This window comes from Pseudomonas berkeleyensis, assembly GCF_014109765.1.
Lineage (GTDB): Bacteria > Pseudomonadota > Gammaproteobacteria > Pseudomonadales > Pseudomonadaceae > Aquipseudomonas > Aquipseudomonas berkeleyensis.
In genome coordinates this window covers 3,950,971-3,967,592 of the sequence record NZ_CP059139.1, presented here as the reverse complement: position 1 = coordinate 3,967,592, position 16,622 = coordinate 3,950,971, and the positions used below count along the sequence as shown (strand labels likewise).

The 16,622-nt window shown below is 62.8% G+C and carries 11 protein-coding genes; 6 read left to right on the top strand and 5 right to left on the bottom strand.

Translation table 11 applies throughout. The features are described 5' to 3' along the window. Positions 1-45 precede the first annotated feature (45 nt). On the bottom strand, positions 46-684 hold the full coding sequence (locus HS968_RS18345) for a lysoplasmalogenase (protein ID WP_182367972.1): 639 nt from the start codon (positions 682-684) through the stop codon (positions 46-48). A gap of 153 nt (positions 685-837) precedes the next feature. Here HS968_RS18345 and HS968_RS18340 point away from each other — a divergent pair, with 153 nt between their 5' ends. From HS968_RS18340 to HS968_RS18320, 5 genes are all read left to right on the top strand, one after another. Further along, positions 838-2,076 (top strand): RNA polymerase sigma factor, encoded by a 1,239-nt coding sequence (locus tag HS968_RS18340; protein WP_182367969.1) that lies wholly within the window; start codon positions 838-840, stop codon positions 2,074-2,076. Between the two features lie 207 nt (positions 2,077-2,283). Next, positions 2,284-4,578, top strand: coding sequence for a beta-glucosidase BglX (bglX, locus tag HS968_RS18335; RefSeq protein WP_182367966.1), 2,295 nt, complete (start codon positions 2,284-2,286; stop codon positions 4,576-4,578). 259 nt (positions 4,579-4,837) lie between these two features. After that, on the top strand, positions 4,838-6,373 hold the full coding sequence (locus HS968_RS18330) for a glucan biosynthesis protein G (protein WP_179625238.1): 1,536 nt from the start codon (positions 4,838-4,840) through the stop codon (positions 6,371-6,373). Continuing rightward, entirely contained in the window at positions 6,366-8,906 is a 2,541-nt protein-coding gene (gene mdoH / locus HS968_RS18325; protein ID WP_182367964.1) for a glucans biosynthesis glucosyltransferase MdoH, read from the top strand. Before HS968_RS18330 ends, mdoH begins: the two co-directional genes overlap by 8 nt. 182 nt (positions 8,907-9,088) lie before the next feature. Further along, on the top strand, positions 9,089-9,622 hold the full coding sequence (locus HS968_RS18320) for a cytochrome b (RefSeq protein WP_182367961.1): 534 nt from the start codon (positions 9,089-9,091) through the stop codon (positions 9,620-9,622). Between the two features lie 278 nt (positions 9,623-9,900). Here HS968_RS18320 and HS968_RS18315 read toward each other — a convergent pair whose 3' ends face one another. From HS968_RS18315 to HS968_RS18300, 4 genes are all read right to left on the bottom strand, one after another. Further along, on the bottom strand, positions 9,901-11,088 hold the full coding sequence (locus HS968_RS18315; protein WP_182367958.1) for a GGDEF domain-containing protein: 1,188 nt from the start codon (positions 11,086-11,088) through the stop codon (positions 9,901-9,903). 357 nt (positions 11,089-11,445) lie between these two features. Continuing rightward, entirely contained in the window at positions 11,446-12,633 is a 1,188-nt protein-coding gene (locus HS968_RS18310; protein ID WP_182367955.1) for an MFS transporter, read from the bottom strand. 107 nt (positions 12,634-12,740) lie between these two features. Continuing rightward, complete coding sequence (locus HS968_RS18305) at positions 12,741-13,640, bottom strand: LysR family transcriptional regulator (protein WP_182367952.1); 900 nt, start codon at positions 13,638-13,640, stop codon at positions 12,741-12,743. Between the two features lie 20 nt (positions 13,641-13,660). Next, a complete protein-coding gene (locus tag HS968_RS18300; RefSeq protein ID WP_182367950.1) occupies positions 13,661-15,577 on the bottom strand; it encodes a DEAD/DEAH box helicase in 1,917 nt (638 codons plus the stop codon). 149 nt (positions 15,578-15,726) lie between these two features. On the opposite strand from HS968_RS18300, the gene HS968_RS18295 reads away from it, so the two are divergent. Then, on the top strand, positions 15,727-16,620 hold the full coding sequence (locus tag HS968_RS18295; RefSeq protein WP_182367948.1) for a DMT family transporter: 894 nt from the start codon (positions 15,727-15,729) through the stop codon (positions 16,618-16,620). The last annotated feature ends 2 nt before the right edge of the window (positions 16,621-16,622 follow it).

The window sequence follows — 16,622 nt, the reverse complement described above, 5'->3', positions numbered from 1 at the left end:
GTGCGGGCGAACAGTCAGGGTTTTCCCGACTGCTCGCCGGGGCGATCAAACCTGGGTGCGTTGAAAGGCTGAGGCGGTGATTCCCCACTGGCCGAGCCAGTAGGTAAGGATGATGGCGTAGGGCGCGGCGTCGAAGCTGGCGACGAAGCGGTCGATGCCGATCAGGCTGTCGGACAGCACGAAGAGGAAGGCGCCGCCGGCGGCGAGCCAGGTGGAGCGCGGCTGCAGAGCCGGGTGACCGATACGGGCCAGGGCGCGCCAGAGCATCAGGCTGATTACCGTGGCGTAGCAGGCCACCGGGATCAGTAACTCGCCCAGGCCGCTGCTGGCCAGCAGGGCGAACATCGTACCGCCGGCGATCAGCGCCAGCAGCAGGGCTGGCAGGGCAGGTTGGCGGCTGTCGGAGAGGTAGGCGCGCAGGTAAGCCAGATGGCCGAGCAGGAAGGCGCCGAGGCCGAACACGAACAGGTCGCCGGGCCAGTCCAGCAGAAGGTCGCCAGCCAGGGAAAACAGCAGGCCGATACCGATCCAGCGACGGTAGGTGCCAGCTGGTGCCTGGCGTAGCCAGAGCAGCAAGGCGATCACTGGGATGCCCTTGGTCAGCAGGCTGAGCTGCGTATCGCCAGTGATCCGGCCGTAGAGAAATACCGCAGCACCTGCCAGACCGAGCAGCAACCAACGCATAGCGAGACTCCATTCGTTATTGGAATGGCGCGACTATGCCCAGCGACCGGACGCCTGCCAATGCGAGGGGTGCCAAATCGTGTGGCGGATCGTGCCGCCACTCGACGCCATCGGCAGTATTGGGCAACGTATGTGTTCGTTCAGGAGAAGCGCATGCCGATATCGCCACCTGTCACCGAGCTGATCGAGCGGCTGTACCGCGAAGAGTCGCGCCGTGTGCTCTCCACCCTGATTCGCCTGCTCGGCGATTTCGACCTGGCCGAAGAGGCGCTGCACGAGGCGTTTCGCAGTGCGGTCGAGCACTGGCCGCGCGAGGGCCTGCCGGACAATCCGCGTGCCTGGCTGGTGTCTGCCGGGCGTTTTCGTGCCATCGACAGCCTGCGTCGGCAGCGCCGCTTTCAGCCGCTCGATGATCAGCTCGAGTTACCGGACGAGCGCGGTGCCGAGGAGAGTGAGCTACTCGAGGACGACCGTTTGCGCCTGATCTTCACCTGCTGCCACCCGGCGCTGTCCAGCGATGCCCAGGTGGCGCTGACCCTGCGTGAGGTGTGCGACCTGAGCACCGAAGAGATTGCCCGCGCCTTCCTCTCCAGCCCGTCGACCCTGGCGCAGCGCATCGTGCGTGCCAAGGCGAAGATTCGCGACGCGCGCATCCCTTACGAGGTACCGGGGCGCAGTGAACTGCCCGAGCGCCTGGAGGCGGTGTTGCGTGTGGTCTATCTGGTGTTCAACGAAGGCTATTTCGCCAGCTCCGGTGATTCGCTGACGCGCAGCCAGCTGTCCGACGAGGCGATTCGCCTGGGCCGTTTGCTGCTGGAGTTGCTGCCCGAGCCGGAAGTACAGGGGCTGCTGGCGCTGATGCTGCTGCACGAATCACGTCGTGCTGCGCGCAGTGGTGTCGATGGCGAGGTGATTTTGCTGGAAGCCCAGGATCGCGACCTGTGGAACCGCGAGCTGATCGCCGAAGGCGAGGCTCTGGTCTTGCAAGCGCTGCACTCAAGGCGTTTCGGCCCCTACAGCCTGCAAGCGGCGATTGCTGCGGTGCATGCCGAGGCGACCAGTCTGGAGGAAACCGATTGGGTGCAGATTGTCGGCCTGTATGACGAACTGCTGCGCCTGAATCCGTCGCCGGTGATCGAACTCAACCGCGCCGTGGCGTTGGCCATGCGTGACGGGCCGGAGGTCGGGCTGGAGCAGGTCGACCGTCTGCTGGCTACCGGCGAGCTGGATGGCTATCACCTGGCGCACGCCGCGCGCGCCGATCTATTACGCCGACTGGGCCGTCGCGAGCAGGCAGTCGCTGCCTACCGCCAGGCCCTGGCGCTTGCTCAACAGATACCGGATCGGCAGTTTCTGCAGAAGAGGCTGGAGGAGTTGGACGACGAATCGTAGCGTGAACTTTGCACCCCTTAGCTTGGCTGGATTCCAACTTGAATCTCTCCATCGCTCCGTGAGTGGGCATCAGTCAATGTTTGCAATGCCGTTGCGATAGTGTGAAAACACGCCAGTTTTTTTATGCCAGGCAGCGGCGCTCCGAGCTGACTCGGAGTATCGTGGCGGGCATTCAAACAATGATCCGCAGCCCGGATGCCGCTCTCGATGAAATGTCTGCGCCAGTTCGCTCTTGCCTCCCTGTTCGTTGCCCCCAGCCTGGTGGTTGCCGCCCCTTCCATTGATGACAAATCGGCCTTCATCGCCGATCTGGTCAGCCGCATGACCCTGGAGGAGAAGGTCGGTCAACTGCGCCTGATCAGCATCGGCGGCGATATGCCGCGCGAGCGCATCCGTGCCGAGATGGCGGCCGGTCGTATCGGTGCCACCTTCAACTCGGTGGTACGCCCCGAGAACCGGCCGATGCAGGAGGCCGCCCTGCGAAGCCGCCTGGGAATCCCGGTGTTCTTCGCCTACGACATCATCCATGGTCATCGCACTACCTTTCCCATCGGATTGGGGCTGGCATCGAGCTGGGACATTCCAGCCATCGAGAACAGCGCCCGGATCGCGGCTTTCGAAGCCAGCGCCGACGGCCTGGACATGACCTTCGCGCCGACCGTGGACATCTCCCGTGATCCGCGCTGGGGACGCACTTCCGAAGGTTTTGGCGAAGATCCCTACTTGGTCTCTCGTATCGCCACGGCCATGGTGCATGGCTTTCAGGGTAAGGATCCCAGTGATCCGCAGCGGATCATGGCCAGCGTCAAGCACTTCGCCCTGTATGGCGCAGTTGAGGGCGGGCGCGACTACAACGTGGTCGACATGAGCCCGATGCGCATGTACCAGGACTACCTGCCGCCGTACCGAGCGGCCATCGATGCCGGTGCCGGTGGGGTGATGGTGGCGCTGAATGCGATCAATGGTGTGCCGGCCTCGGCCAATACCTGGTTGTTGCGCGACCTGCTGCGTCGCGATTGGGGCTTCAAGGGTGTGGCGCTGAGTGACCATGGTGCGATCACCGAGTTGATGCGTCATGGCGTGGCCGCTGATGGCCGTGAAGCTGCGCGTCTGGCGATTACTGCAGGTGTTGGCATGAGTATGGCTGACACGCTTTACGATCAGGAACTGCCGGCTCTGGTACGTAGCGGCACGGTGCCGCAGGGCGTACTGGATGAGGCGGTCACTCACGTGCTCAATACCAAGTACGACCTGGGTCTGTTCCATGATCCGTTCCGCCGTATCGGTCGCGCCGAAGACGATCCTGCCGATGTGAATGCCGAGAGTCGCTTGCACCGCGCCGATGCGCGGGCCATGGCGCGTGATTCGCTGGTGCTGCTGGAAAACCATGGCGACACCCTGCCGCTGAGCAAGAAGACCACCGTTGCTCTGATTGGGCCGCTGGCTGATTCTCCCGTGGACATGCTCGGCAGTTGGTCCGCCGTCGGTGTGGCCGAGCAGGCGGTGACGCTACGCAAAGGCATGGAGGCGGCACTCAAGAGCCACGGCAAGCTGCTCTACGCCGTGGGCGCGAACGTCACTGACGACGCCCATGTGATCAATTATCTGAACCAACTCAACTGGGATCGCCCGGAAGTCGTGCTGGACAAGCGCACACCGCAAGCCATGCTGGAGGAGGCCGTGCGCGTCGCGGCGCAGGCTGACGTCATCGTCGCTGCCGTCGGCGAGGCGCGTGGCATGTCGCATGAGTCGTCCAGCCGTACCCGTCTGGATCTGCCTGACAGCCAGCAGGCTCTGCTGCGTGCGCTCAAGGCTACCGGAAAACCGCTGGTACTGGTGTTGATGAACGGGCGGCCGCTGGCGCTGAGCTGGGAGAAGGAAAACGCCGACGCCATGCTGGAAACCTGGTACAGCGGCATCGAGGGCGGCCACGCCATCGCCGATGTGCTGTTCGGCGAGCACAACCCCTCTGGCAAGCTGCCGATCACCTTCCCGCGTTCGGTCGGGCAGATTCCGACCTACTACAATCATCTGCGTGTGGGGCGCCCGTACACGCCAGGGACACCGGGCAACTACACTTCCCAGTATTTCGAGGAACCCAATGGCCCGCTGTATCCATTCGGCTATGGTTTGAGTTACAGCGATTTCCGCTTGTCGGCCCCAACGCTGTCCGCCGAGCGCATGGGGCCAGAGGATAAAATTCGCGTCAGCGTTACGCTCAAGAATGCCGGGCCGCGAGCCGGCGCCACCGTGGTGCAGCTGTATCTGCACGACGATGCCGCTTCGGTGATCCGTCCGGTGAAGGAACTCAAGGATTTTCGCAGGGTCAAGCTTGAGTCTGGTGAAGCTCGCGAACTGCATTTCGAGATCGATGAAAGCATGCTGCGTTTCTATAACGCTAGCCTGCAGCAGGTCAGCGAGCCAGGTGCCTTCCGCGTTCAGCTAGGGCTGGATTCGGAGACCGTGCAGGAAGCACGTTTTGAATTGCTGTCACGCCAATGAAGGGGTGGCTCTAGGAGGCGAAAATATACTCGCGCGGGTACCTTTGCCGGACTTCACGATCTGGTAATAATGCGCAGAAAGAATCCGCGCATGCGGGGACGTCTCCGCTCGGTTGGCTGTCTGCATTGCGCTCGCGTTGTCGTTGCATCATTCGCCTGATTTGAATTCCGTGTAGCGGCTACCCGTGGGGTGGCTGCTGCACGTCAATACGTGTTGCCCTGGAGGCTGTGTGTCGATGAGTCGTTGTTCTGGAGCCCGTATGGGCAAGGCCGGCAAGCTGGCCTTCTGTGTGCTCCCTCTGCTGTTCGCTGCCCAGAGCTGGGCCTTCGATCTGGATGACGTGGCGGTCAAGGCCAAGGCGCTTGCCGCTGAAGGCTACCAGGCTCCGCAAAGCCGTTTGCCGGCTTCGCTGCGTGAGCTGCCGTTCGCCGGTTACCAGAAGGTTCGCTTCCTTGAGGAAAAGGCGCACTGGCGTGACGGCAAGACGCCGTTCCAGCTGTACTTCTTCCACCAGGGCATGCATTTCGACGTACCGGTTAAGATCAACGAGGTGACCGCCGAAGGTACCCATGAGATCAAGTACGACCCGTCGATGTTCGACTTCGGCGATCTCAACCTGAATCCGGATGATCTTAAGGATCTGGGCTTTGCCGGTTTCAAGGTGATCAATGAGATCAATGCCAACGGCAGGCATGACGAAGTGATGAGCGTGCTCGGCGCCAGCTACTTCCGTATCGTTGGCAAGGGGCAGGTGTTCGGTCTCTCCGCCCGTGGCCTGGCGATCGACACGGCGTTGCCGTCGGGGGAGGAGTTTCCGCGTTTCAGCGAATTCTGGATCGAGAAGCCGCAGCCCGATCGCCGCAGCCTGGTGATCTACGCGCTGCTCGATTCACCGCGCGCCACCGGTGCCTATCGCATGGAGATCAAACCCGGTCGCGACAGCGTGCTCGACGTGCAATCGAAGGTGTACCTGCGTGAGAACGTCGAGAAGCTCGGCATCGCACCGCTGACCAGCATGTACCTGTTCGGCGCCAACCAACCCTGGCCGCGCCCGAACTATCGCCCGCAACTGCACGACTCCGATGGCCTGGCCATCCATGCTGGCAATGGTGAGTGGATCTGGCGCCCGTTGAACAACCCGCAACGTCTCAACGTCAGCAGCTATCGCATCGACAACCCACGTGGTTTCGGTTTGATGCAGCGTGGCCGCGATTTCAATCAGTACCAGGATCTCGATGACCGCTACGAGCTGCGGCCGAGCGGTTGGGTGGAAACTGTCGGTGACTGGGGCACCGGTCATGTCGAGCTGGTGGAGATCCCCACGCCGGACGAAACCAACGACAACATCGTCGCCCTGTGGCGTCCGGAGAAGCTGCCGGCGCAAGGGGAGTCGCTGGATGTGGCCTATCGCCTACACTTCAGTCGTGACGACGCCAAACTGCACGATCCGCAACTGGCGATGGTCAGCCAGACCCGCTTGTCCGAAGGGGATATCAAGCAGGCCAACCTGATCCGCCAGGCCGATGGCAGCACCGCGCTGGTGATCGACTTCGTCGGTGCCGAGCTGGCCAAGCGTTCACCCGACGCGGCACCGACCGTGCAAGTGAGTGTCGATGGTAACGGTGAGCTGCTGGAGGACAACCTGCGCTACAACCCGGTGAGCAAAGGCTGGCGTCTGATGTTGCGTGTCAAGGTCAAGAACCCGGCACAACCCGTGGAGATGCGTGCCGCCCTGGTCGAGGACGGCAAGCCCCTGTCGGAAACCTGGAGCTATCAGCTGCCCTCCCATGAATAACTCCCACGACGCTACACCGATTCAGGATTATCTCGATGAGTTGCCGCTCGATCAGGAGCGGCAACAGGCGTTGGCTCATCGTCTGGAAGAGGAGGGCGGGGATCTCGCCACGTTGCACAGGGCTCTGCAGGAACCGGAGCACAAAGCAGCTGAACCTCTTGAAGAAACCCGTGAAATGCTCGACTCGGTGCCAGCTCGACTGGCACTGGGTTGGCCCGACGCCATCGAGCGCGGCTGCCGCATCGTGCAGGATCACCAGGGGCGGCCCACCATCGATTCGACACCGCCGATCAAGCGCACGCGTATGGTGCCCGAGCCGTGGCAGATCAACATTTTGCAGCGCGGCTGGCAGCGTCTGAAAGGTGAGAAGCCGGCGCCGCGGCCACGTACCCGCGAGAGCGAAGATTTCGCCGAAGAGCGCTGGCGCCATGTTGCAGCGGTACGCCGTGCCGCGCTGCTGGTCTTGATGATCACGCAGACCGTGGTCGCCACCTGGTACATGAAGTCCGTGCTGCCCTACCAGGGCTGGTCGCTGGTCGACCTGGGCCTGGTGTTCGAACAGCCGTTGCGCGAGTCGGCGCGGCAGATCCTGCCTTATGTGGTGCAGACCAGCATCCTGGCGTTGTTCGCACTGCTGTTCTGCTGGGTGTCGATGGGCTTCTGGACGGCGCTGATGGGCTTCTTCCAATTGCTCAAGGGACACGATCGCTACAGCATTTCCGCCAGTAGCTGCGGTGACGAGCCGATCTCGCCGCGGGCGCGTACCGCGCTGGTCATGCCGATCGCCAACGAGCACGTGCCACGTGTGTTCGCCGGCCTGCGGGCGACCTTCGAGTCGCTCAAGGCCACCGGGCAACTCGAGCATTTCGATTTCTTCGTCCTCAGCGACAGTAACGACCCTGATATCTGCGTGGCCGAGCAGCAGGCCTGGATGGAGCTGTGCCGCGAGGTGGAGGGCTTTGGTCACATCTTCTACCGTCGGCGTCGCCGTCGGGTGAAGCGCAAGAGCGGCAACATCGACGACTTCTGCCGTCGTTGGGGCAGCAATTACCGTTACATGGTGGTGCTCGATGCCGACAGCGTGATGAGCGGTGAATGCCTGACCCGTCTGGTGCGTCTGATGGAGGCCAACCCAGGCGCCGGTATCATCCAGACCGCGCCCAAAGCCTCGGGCATGGACACCCTGTACGCACGTCTGCAGCAGTTCGCTACCAGCGTCTACGGGCCACTGTTCACCGCTGGTCTCAACTTCTGGCAGCTGGGTGAGTCGCACTACTGGGGCCATAACGCGATCATCCGCGTCAAACCCTTCATCGAGCACTGCGCCCTGGCGCCTTTGCCTGGAACGGGATCCTTCGCGGGTGCAATCCTGTCCCACGACTTCGTCGAGGCCGCGTTGATGCGTCGCGCCGGCTGGGGTGTGTGGATCGCCTATGACCTGCCGGGCAGCTATGAAGAGTTGCCGCCGAACCTGCTCGACGAGCTCAAGCGCGACCGCCGTTGGTGCCATGGCAACCTGATGAACTTCCGTCTGTTCCTGGTGCGTGGCATGCACGCGGTGCATCGCGTGGTGTTCCTCACTGGCGTCATGTCCTACCTGTCCGCACCGTTGTGGCTGCTGTTTCTGGTGTTGTCGACCTGCCTGCTGGCGATCCATACGCTGATGGTGCCGGAGTATTTCCTGCAGCCCAATCAGCTCTATCCCCTGTGGCCACGCTGGCAACCGGAGGAGGCCGTTGCGCTGTTCTCCGCCACCATGACCCTGCTGTTCCTGCCCAAGCTGCTGAGCGTGCTGCTGATCTGGATCAAGGGCGCCGAAGCCTACGGCGGCCGCATGCGGGTGCTGTTGTCGATGCTCCTGGAAGCGTCCTGCTCGGTACTGCTGGCGCCAGTGCGCATGCTGTTCCACAGCTTGTTCGTCACCGCAGCGTTCCTCGGTTGGTCGGTGCAGTGGAATTCGCCGCAGCGCGTGGATGATTCCACACCCTGGAGCGAGGCGTTCCGCCGTCATGGCTCCCAGGTGCTGATCGGTATCAGCTGGACTGCATTGGTGGCCTGGCTCAATCCGGACTTCCTCTGGTGGTTGGCCCCTATCGTGGTGTCGCTGGTGCTTTCTCCGGCGGTTTCGGTGCTGACCAGTCGTACCGCGCCGGGGTTGGCCGCACGGCGCAGCAAGTTGTTCCTGATTCCGGAGGAGTACAAGGTGCCGGTGGAACTGAGCAACACCTCCGAGTACGAGCGACTGAACAGCTCGCGAGCACTGCGCAAGGGCTTCCTGCGTGCCGTGGTCGACCCGCTGTACAACGCCCTGGTCTGCGCGATGGCCCGTGCCCGTCATGCCAAGGTGGTTCCGGCCGCCGAAGCACTGCGCGATGAGCGTATCGATGAAATCCTCAGTGCCGGGCCTGAAGGCAAGGTCGAAGCGACCCGCTGGCGTCTGCTCAACGACCCTGACGGCATGGCGCGCCTGCATGCGCGCATCTGGCAAGAACCGCAACACCACGCCTGGCGCGAAGCGCTGCGCGACGCCTGATCATCCCGCACGCTCCGGTCTCGACTGGAACGTGCGGTGATGCCTTTCTGACATCCTTGTTAACATCTCTGTTGCTCATGTTTTGAGGTGGCGCGGCACCATTGGCTCTGGAACGGGTCTTTCGCACCGATAACGGTATGAAGCCGCCTAGATTTCATTCATGACATTGGAGAGGAACCGTGATGTCGAACCTACATGATTCCGCGCAGCGCTATGGCGCCATTACACGCCTGTTGCACTGGGGGATGGCCGTTTTGCTAGGCTGGCAATTCGTGACCGTCCTTGCGCACGTCCTGGTAGAGGACAGTGGCCTGGACAAATTCGCCTGGGGTACGCACAAGGCTACGGGCCTGTTGCTGATGGTGCTGGTGGTGATTCGCCTGCTCTGGGCGCTGTACAGCAGTAGCCGGCGGCCTGCGCCCGTCAGCACGCTGGCACGCTTCGGCCATCTGGCGTTGTACGGCCTGTTGTTCGTGATTCCCTTTATCGCTCTGCTACGCCAGTACGGCTCGGGTCGCGAGTTCGTTGCCTTCGGTACGACCATCATGCCGGGTTTCAGCGATGGCAAGATCGAGTGGATGATCGCCCCAGCCAGCCTGCTGCACGGCAATCTTGGCTGGCTGCTGTTGTTCATGGTGATTGGTCACGCGGCCATGGCTTTCGTTCATCGCCGTCAGGGCGGTGAGGACGTGCTGGCACGCATGATCGGTCGTTGACCTGGCCAGCTATGGCGAATGTCTTACACGCGATGACGGTAAGCGCCACTGTTGCCATACCTGCTCGATCATTAATCTACACACATCCCCTGCAGCGATGGATCGCTGAGGATCAAGGAAGATGACCAGGCCAGGATTGGCCACCGACAGGATGTCGGATGGTTGGGAAGAAACCCGCTTCGGCGGGTTTTTTGCTGTCTGTCGCCTTGGTAGCAACCCTTCGGGCGTAGTAAGTGACGCTAAAATCGTTCCCGACGGTTGTTTGTGCCTGCAAGGGCTCAGCCCAGTACCAGGCGATTTCGGCCGGCCTGTTTAGCCTGATAAAGCAAGCTGTCTGCTCGGCGATATAACTCTTCGCTGTTTTCGCCGTCCATTGCCAGACGTGCGCCCATGCTGACGGTGAGGTGATTGGCCGTTGGTGAGGTGGTGTGAGCGATGTTCAGTGTCGCCAACTCGTTTCGCAGCGCTTCTCCTAGTGCTTGCAGTTGTTCGGTATTGCAGTCGTATAGCAGCAGGGCGAACTCTTCTCCGCCCAGGCGCACAGCCATGTCCATGGGGCGACGAGCGAAACTCTGCAGCAGTCGACCGACCTGAAGCAGCGCATCGTCGCCGGCTTGATGTCCGTAGTGATCGTTGAAACGTTTGAAATGGTCGATGTCGAGCATCAGTAGCGCCACCTTGGCCGACTCGCGATTACCCTGGCGCAGGACGAGATCCAGATGTTGAGTGAAGCTGCGGCGGTTGTGCAGGGCAGTCAGCGGATCGTGGTTGGCTTGCCATTCCAGCAGTTGCAGCAGCAGGAATTGCTCGCGCTGGGTGTGATCTCTGACGTAGGCACCCATCGCACAGATCAGCAGTGCCAAGCTGAAGATGAAGCACAGGCGCAGGTGATCGACCTGTTGTGTCTCCGATAACAGCAACAGCCCAGGCATCACGACCAGTGGCAGGCTGGCTGCTGCCAGTAGCAGATTGCCGCGAAATGACAGACCGAGAGGGAAGAACAGGGTGAGGGCCATCAGTAACAGCACGCTGTTGGAGATGGGGACGCTCAGGTTCTGGTAGAAAATGATCGTCAGCGTCGTGCCCAGCACCAGGCTCAGCAGGGTGACGGTGACTACCCGCGGGCCGTGCTGCTTACGGCTGCCGGTGAGCAGTAGCAGGGTGAGCAGTCCGAGCATGACGATGATCGAGCCGCGTACCAGTAGCAGGCCCCAGAGCGCTGCTGGATAGTCGGGGAAGCGTTGCCACAGATCCAGACGCAGCACATCGACAAGGGTGAAAATCATCCATATACCGAGGCCCAGGAGCACGGCGATTTTCTGATAGCGCGCCTGAACCTTGCTGATGTACTGGTGATATTCCTGTTCCAGCAGCTGGCTGAAACGCAAGAAACGAAAACCGCGGCGTAACTGTTCGGCGTAGCGATTATCCGGGATTGCACGGAGAGCTTCAGGGACTGAATGCATGACGACTCCTTGTTTCAGTGAGCATAAGGTGCCCGGTGGGATCGTCAATCAGTAACGCTATGGCAAATGTCTTACACGTTCTGGCGCTAACCGCTGCTATTGCTGCTGAGGCCCGATCATTAATCTACACGCATCCCCTGCAGCGACGGATCGCTTAGGATCAAGGAAGATGACCAGGCCAGGATTGGCCACCGACAGGATGTCGGATGGTTGGGAAGAAACCCGCTTCGGCGGGTTTTTTGTTGCCTGCGCTCTGACCGCCAGGGATGGCGGAAATGCCGGTTTTGCAGGAGCAAAAAACGGCCCTGGCGGCAAACCATCGGGCCGTCGCTTGCGATTTTTGTATCGCGCTGCTCCTCACTTCTCCTTGCCAATGAATACCAGCAGCGCCAGCAGTGGCAGCCCCGCCGCCAGCATTGCCGTTCCTGACCAACCAAAGCGCTCGTAAACCGGACTGGCCAGCGCCGAGCCGATGGCGCCGCCGACGAAAATGCTGGTCATGTACAGCGCATTGAGCCGCGCTCGGCTCTGCGGCTCCAGGGCATAGATGCTGCGCTGGCCCAGCACCATGCTCATCTGCACCGCGAAATCCAGCACGATGGCGGTGGCGATCAGGCCGATCCAGCCCAGCCCGGCGTCCAGCAGATTGGGCGCAAAAGCCAACGGCGCCAGGATCAGCGCCACCAGGCTGGCGCGCCAGGTATGGCCGGCATCGGCCAAGCGCCCGGCGATGGGCGCCGCGACCGCGCCGATGGCGCCAGCAAGGGCGAACAGGGCGATGTCTTGTTGGCTAAGGCCCAGGTTACGGGCCAGTTCCAGCGGCGCTACCGTCCAGAACAGGCTGAAGCTGGCGAACATCAGGCCCTGATAGAGCGCACGACGGCGCAGTGTCGGGTAGCGGCGCAGCAGGTGGATGAGCGAAGCCAGCAGTTGCCCGTAGCTGGCGCGGTGGCTGGGGGCGTGGCGCGGGATGGTGATGGCGATCACCAGGGTGATCACCAGCATCAGAGTCGCTGCCATCAGGTAGACCGCGCGCCAGCCGAATTCGCCGGCTACCACACTGGCCAGCGGCCGCGCGAGCAGGATGCCCAGCAGCAGACCGCTCATGATATTGCCCACCACACGACCACGGCTGGCTTCCGGCGCCAGGTTGGCGGCCAGAGGAATCAGCATCTGCACCGAGACCGAACTGAGCCCGATCAGTAGCGCCAGGCCGAGGAACAGATCCGGCTGATTGGCGAAGGCGGCGGCCAGCAGGCAGAGCAGGGCGGCGGCGGTGGTGATCAGCATCAGCCGGCGGTTTTCCAGCAGGTCGGCCAGGGGCACCAGGAACAACAGGCCGAGCGCGTAGCCGATCTGCGTCAGCGAAACGATCAGGCTGGCGCGTTCGGCGCTGAGGCCGACGTCCGGAGCGATCAGTTCAATGATCGGCTGGGCGTAGTAGAGGTTGGCGACGATCGCGCCGCAGCACAGGGCGAACAGCAGCACCAGTGCCTGCGGCAGGGCTGGCGACTCGCTCGTGAATGAGGAGGTCTGGCTAGTCATGATGGGATCTCGATGAGAGGAAGCGACAGGCGCAAGGTTAGGCAGGTAACGCCTGGCGGAGAATCCGCTGAGCCGGCAACACTGCATTGCGCGCTGTGCAAAGGCGCTCAGCTCCGCAGCAGCGCCTGAAGGAATTCACTGAACGCGGCGATGCGCCTCGAACCCCGATGGTTCGGCAGGTACAGCAGGTGGATGGTGCCTTCGTGCGGGCCTGGGGCGACTTCGTAATCGGGAAGCAGGCGCTGCAGCCTGCCACTGTCCACATCATCGCGTACCAGCCAGTCCGACAGCAGTGCCACACCCTGGCCGGCCAGGGCGGCCTGACGCAGAATATCGGCGTTGTTGCTGCGCAGGCGTCCGGTGATCGGCACCTGCAGCGTCGTGCCCTGTTGCTCGAAACGCCAGTAGTGCGCAGGGCTGCCATAGTCGTACTGCAGGCAGGCGTGCGTCTGGAGGGCATCTGGATGGGGAATGGGCGAGGTGTGCGCCAGGTACTGCGGGCTTGCTACCAGCCAGCGCCTGAAACTGCCAACGCGCTGGCTGACCACGTCGTCGCTGACGATGGCGGAGCCCAGGCGCAGCGCCAGGTCGACCCGTTCGCTGAGCAGGTCAACCACCTCGTCGGTCACGCGCAGCGTCAGCTCCAGGTGAGGGTGGCGCTCCAGCAGTTCGCCCAGGCGCGGAGCGATGATGCGCCGGGCGAACTCCACCGGTACGCTCACTGCCAGCCTGCCACGCACCTCTTCACCATTGTCGACCACTGCAGCGTCGGCTTCGTCGAGAGCGTCGAGGATGGCCAGGGCGCGTTCGAAATACTCGCGTCCGGCCTCGCTGACGCTGATTTGCCGCGTGTTGCGGTTGAGCAACACGCAGCCCAGTTCCTGCTCCAGGGCATTGACCGCACGGGTCACCGACGAGGTGGCCAGTCCCAGTTGTCGTGCCGCAGCGGAAAAACCGCCGCAGCGAACGGTGGCGACGAAGGTGCGCAAAGCCAGCAGTTTGTCCATGGGAGCGCCTGAAGTGCCGATCAGCCTGAAGCTTGCGCGATTGGCCGGCTCGCTGCCAAGCATTGCGTGGCGCCCTGGGCCTTGCGTGTGTACCACAGTACCCGGCTGACACCGCGGGTGATGGCCACGTAGGCCAGACGCCGGGCTTCGTCCTGCATGGCCTGGTCGTAGCTGCCGGTGAAGAAACCGCACTGGGTGTACAACGCATTGCGCAGCGGGTGTTTGTCCACGGGCAGGCAGTCGTCGAGGATGATCGCCACTTCGGCCTGTAGGCCCTTGGCGCGGTGAATAGTCAGCGCCTTGACCGGCAGTGTCTTGTCCAGTTGCGCGCGCACCTGCTGCAGTGGCTCGTTGCGCCGGCTGAGCAGCAGCACGGCGGTGCGATCCGCGTTGGAGCGCTGGCTGACGTGCTGGCACTGCGCGTTGATTTCCTTGAGCAGTGTCGGCAGGCCGCTGGCCAGGTCGAAGCGCTGAATCAGTTTCACGCCATGATCGCCCGGCTGCATTGCCCTGGCCGCGACGCTGCTCTTGGCCTGCTTGCTGTGCACCTCGGCCAGTACCTTCTCGCCATCGCGGATCACCGGCTCGATGCTGCGGTAGTTGGTGCCCAGTAGCAGGGTAGTGCTCTTGCTGCGTCCCCGGCAGGGGAAGTGGCGGTCGAAGTCGATGAACAGTTCTGGCGAGCTGCCGCGCCAGCCGTAGATCGATTGCCAGTCGTCGCCGATGGCCATCAGGCCGATGCGCTCGCCCGCAGCGTGCAGGCGACGGTGCACAGCCTGCAGCCACAGCACGATCTGTGGCGAGATGTCCTGGAATTCGTCGATCAGCAAGTGGCTCAGGGCGAGGAGGGCGGGGCCGGGTTTTCCATTGTCGGCGCTTTGCAGGCGCTCGCTCAGTTGAGCGAAGGCGCCGTTGAAGCTGATCAAGCCCTGGCTCTGCAGCAGGGCGCTGAAGTGCTGGTGGAAGCGCTGTATGGCCTCGATGAAATCCCGTTCGCGCGTGGAACAGACTAGGGCTTTCACGTCCAGGCGGTCGAGACGAATCCCCAGGCTCTCGGCGAAGTCGATCTGCCCGTGCAGCAGCTCGAACAGTGGCAGGGCGGCGAATTCGCCAGGCAACTTGCAGGCATCCAGCGGCGCCTTGGCCTTGCCCTTTGGTGGCTCCTCCGGGGCTGGTAATTTGAGCAGGCGGTGGGTCAGGGCGCGAAAGCGCGCGTCCTCTGCGTAGGCATTCTGGTAGGCCTGCTTGAGCAGGCGTTGCTGCGCGGGACGCAGGCGCCCGCCGGTGAGCGGGTTGTCCGGTTCGTCGCTGGGGTCGTCCAGTTGCTCGAACCAGCGCGGGTTGCCCAGGTGCTCCTTGGCCAGCGTCGCCATGGCGGCGTGGAAGGTGCGTACGCACTGGCGCGCGTCGTGCGGGTATTGCCAGAAGCTCAGCAGGCGTTGCAGACGCTCGCGCAGCTCGTGGCAGGAGGCGTTGGTGAAGGAGATCACCGTCAGGCGTTTCGGGTCGACCTCCAGGTGGCAGAGCAGGAACACCACGCGCAGCACCAGAGTGCTCGACTTGCCCGAGCCGGCACCCGCGAAGATGCGTGCCAGCGGGGCGCGACAGAGGATCATCGTCCACTGCTCGTCCGACGGTGCGCCGATCAGACCTGCGTTCACTGCCTGGGCCACGCGCTCGCGCATGGCCTGCACCTGGGTGTCCTCGATCTTCAGTCGGGCGGCGGGATAAATGCCGGCAGGGCCAGGCTTGCCGCTGGCGGCCTTGCGGCTGCCGGTTTTCTTGTCGCCGGTGGATTTCTTCTTGCTCTGCTTACGCACGGGCTTGCGCGGCTGCGCAGCTTCGCGCTCGGCGCGCAGGTAGGCGGTGGTGCGGGGGAAGTAGCGGGCGAGGGCGCTGGACAACAGTTGTTTGTAGCGCGCGACGGCGGAAAGCATGCGGTGAGAATGACCTGACTGGTTAAACCCGCATGATAAAGCCTGCAGCGCGATGGCAGGCAGTGATGGCGCAGCGATAAATGCGCAACTTTGTGCAAGCGCCCAGGGCGTATCGCTTCCAGACTGTGCTCAGTCTTGGGAGATACTCGATGAACCTGTCGCTTTACCTACTGACCGTATTGATCTGGGGCACGACCTGGATCGCCATCAAATTCCAGATGGGCGAGGTGGCCGTGGCGGCCTCCATCGCCTATCGCTTCGCATTGGCATCGCTGGTGCTGTTCGCCATGCTTTGGCTCAGTGGCCGCCTGCAACCGCTGGATCGCCGGGGCCAGGGCATTTGCCTGGTGCAGGGCCTGTGCCTGTTCTGCCTCAACTTCCTGTGCTTCTACACCGCCAGCCAGTGGATACCCAGCGGGCTGATCGCGGTGATCTTCTCCACTGCCACCCTGTGGAACGCGATCAATGCGCGGCTGTTCTTCAAGCAGCGCATCGCCGCCAACGTCTTGCTCGGTGGTGCGCTGGGGCTGGTCGGGCTTGGGCTGTTGTTCTGGCCGGAACTGGTCGGGCATGAGGCCAGTCACGAGAGTTTACTGGGCATCGGCCTGGCGCTGCTCGGCACACTATTCTTCTCTGCCGGCAATATGCTCTCCAGTCTGCAGCAGAAGGCTGGGCTCAAGCCGCTGACGACCAACGCCTGGGGCATGCTCTATGGCGCGTTGATGCTGGTGCTGATCTGTCTGGCCAGCGGCACGCCGTTCACCTTCGAGTGGAACGCGCGCTACATCGGCTCGCTGCTGTACCTGGCGATTCCCGGCTCGGTGATCGGCTTCACTGCCTACCTGACCCTGGTCGGGCGCATGGGGCCGGAGCGCGCGGCCTACTGCACGGTGCTGTTCCCGGTGGTGGCGCTGAATATTTCGGTGTTCCTGGAGGGTTACCAATGGACGGCCCCGGCGCTGCTCGGCCTGGGCTTGGTGATGTTGGGTAACGTGCTGGTATTTCGCAAACCGAAGCCGGTGCTGACCGAGGCCAGAGCCTAAGC

Coding starts and splice junctions, on each gene's coding strand:
- HS968_RS18345 (WP_182367972.1), bottom strand. CDS start 684: ATGCGTTGGTTGCTGCTCGGTCTGGCAGGTGCTGCGGTATTTCTCTAC.
- HS968_RS18340 (WP_182367969.1), top strand. CDS start 838: ATGCCGATATCGCCACCTGTCACCGAGCTGATCGAGCGGCTGTACCGC.
- bglX (WP_182367966.1), top strand. CDS start 2,284: ATGAAATGTCTGCGCCAGTTCGCTCTTGCCTCCCTGTTCGTTGCCCCC.
- HS968_RS18330 (WP_179625238.1), top strand. CDS start 4,838: ATGGGCAAGGCCGGCAAGCTGGCCTTCTGTGTGCTCCCTCTGCTGTTC.
- mdoH (WP_182367964.1), top strand. CDS start 6,366: ATGAATAACTCCCACGACGCTACACCGATTCAGGATTATCTCGATGAG.
- HS968_RS18320 (WP_182367961.1), top strand. CDS start 9,089: ATGTCGAACCTACATGATTCCGCGCAGCGCTATGGCGCCATTACACGC.
- HS968_RS18315 (WP_182367958.1), bottom strand. CDS start 11,088: ATGCATTCAGTCCCTGAAGCTCTCCGTGCAATCCCGGATAATCGCTAC.
- HS968_RS18310 (WP_182367955.1), bottom strand. CDS start 12,633: ATGACTAGCCAGACCTCCTCATTCACGAGCGAGTCGCCAGCCCTGCCG.
- HS968_RS18305 (WP_182367952.1), bottom strand. CDS start 13,640: ATGGACAAACTGCTGGCTTTGCGCACCTTCGTCGCCACCGTTCGCTGC.
- HS968_RS18300 (WP_182367950.1), bottom strand. CDS start 15,577: ATGCTTTCCGCCGTCGCGCGCTACAAACAACTGTTGTCCAGCGCCCTC.
- HS968_RS18295 (WP_182367948.1), top strand. CDS start 15,727: ATGAACCTGTCGCTTTACCTACTGACCGTATTGATCTGGGGCACGACC.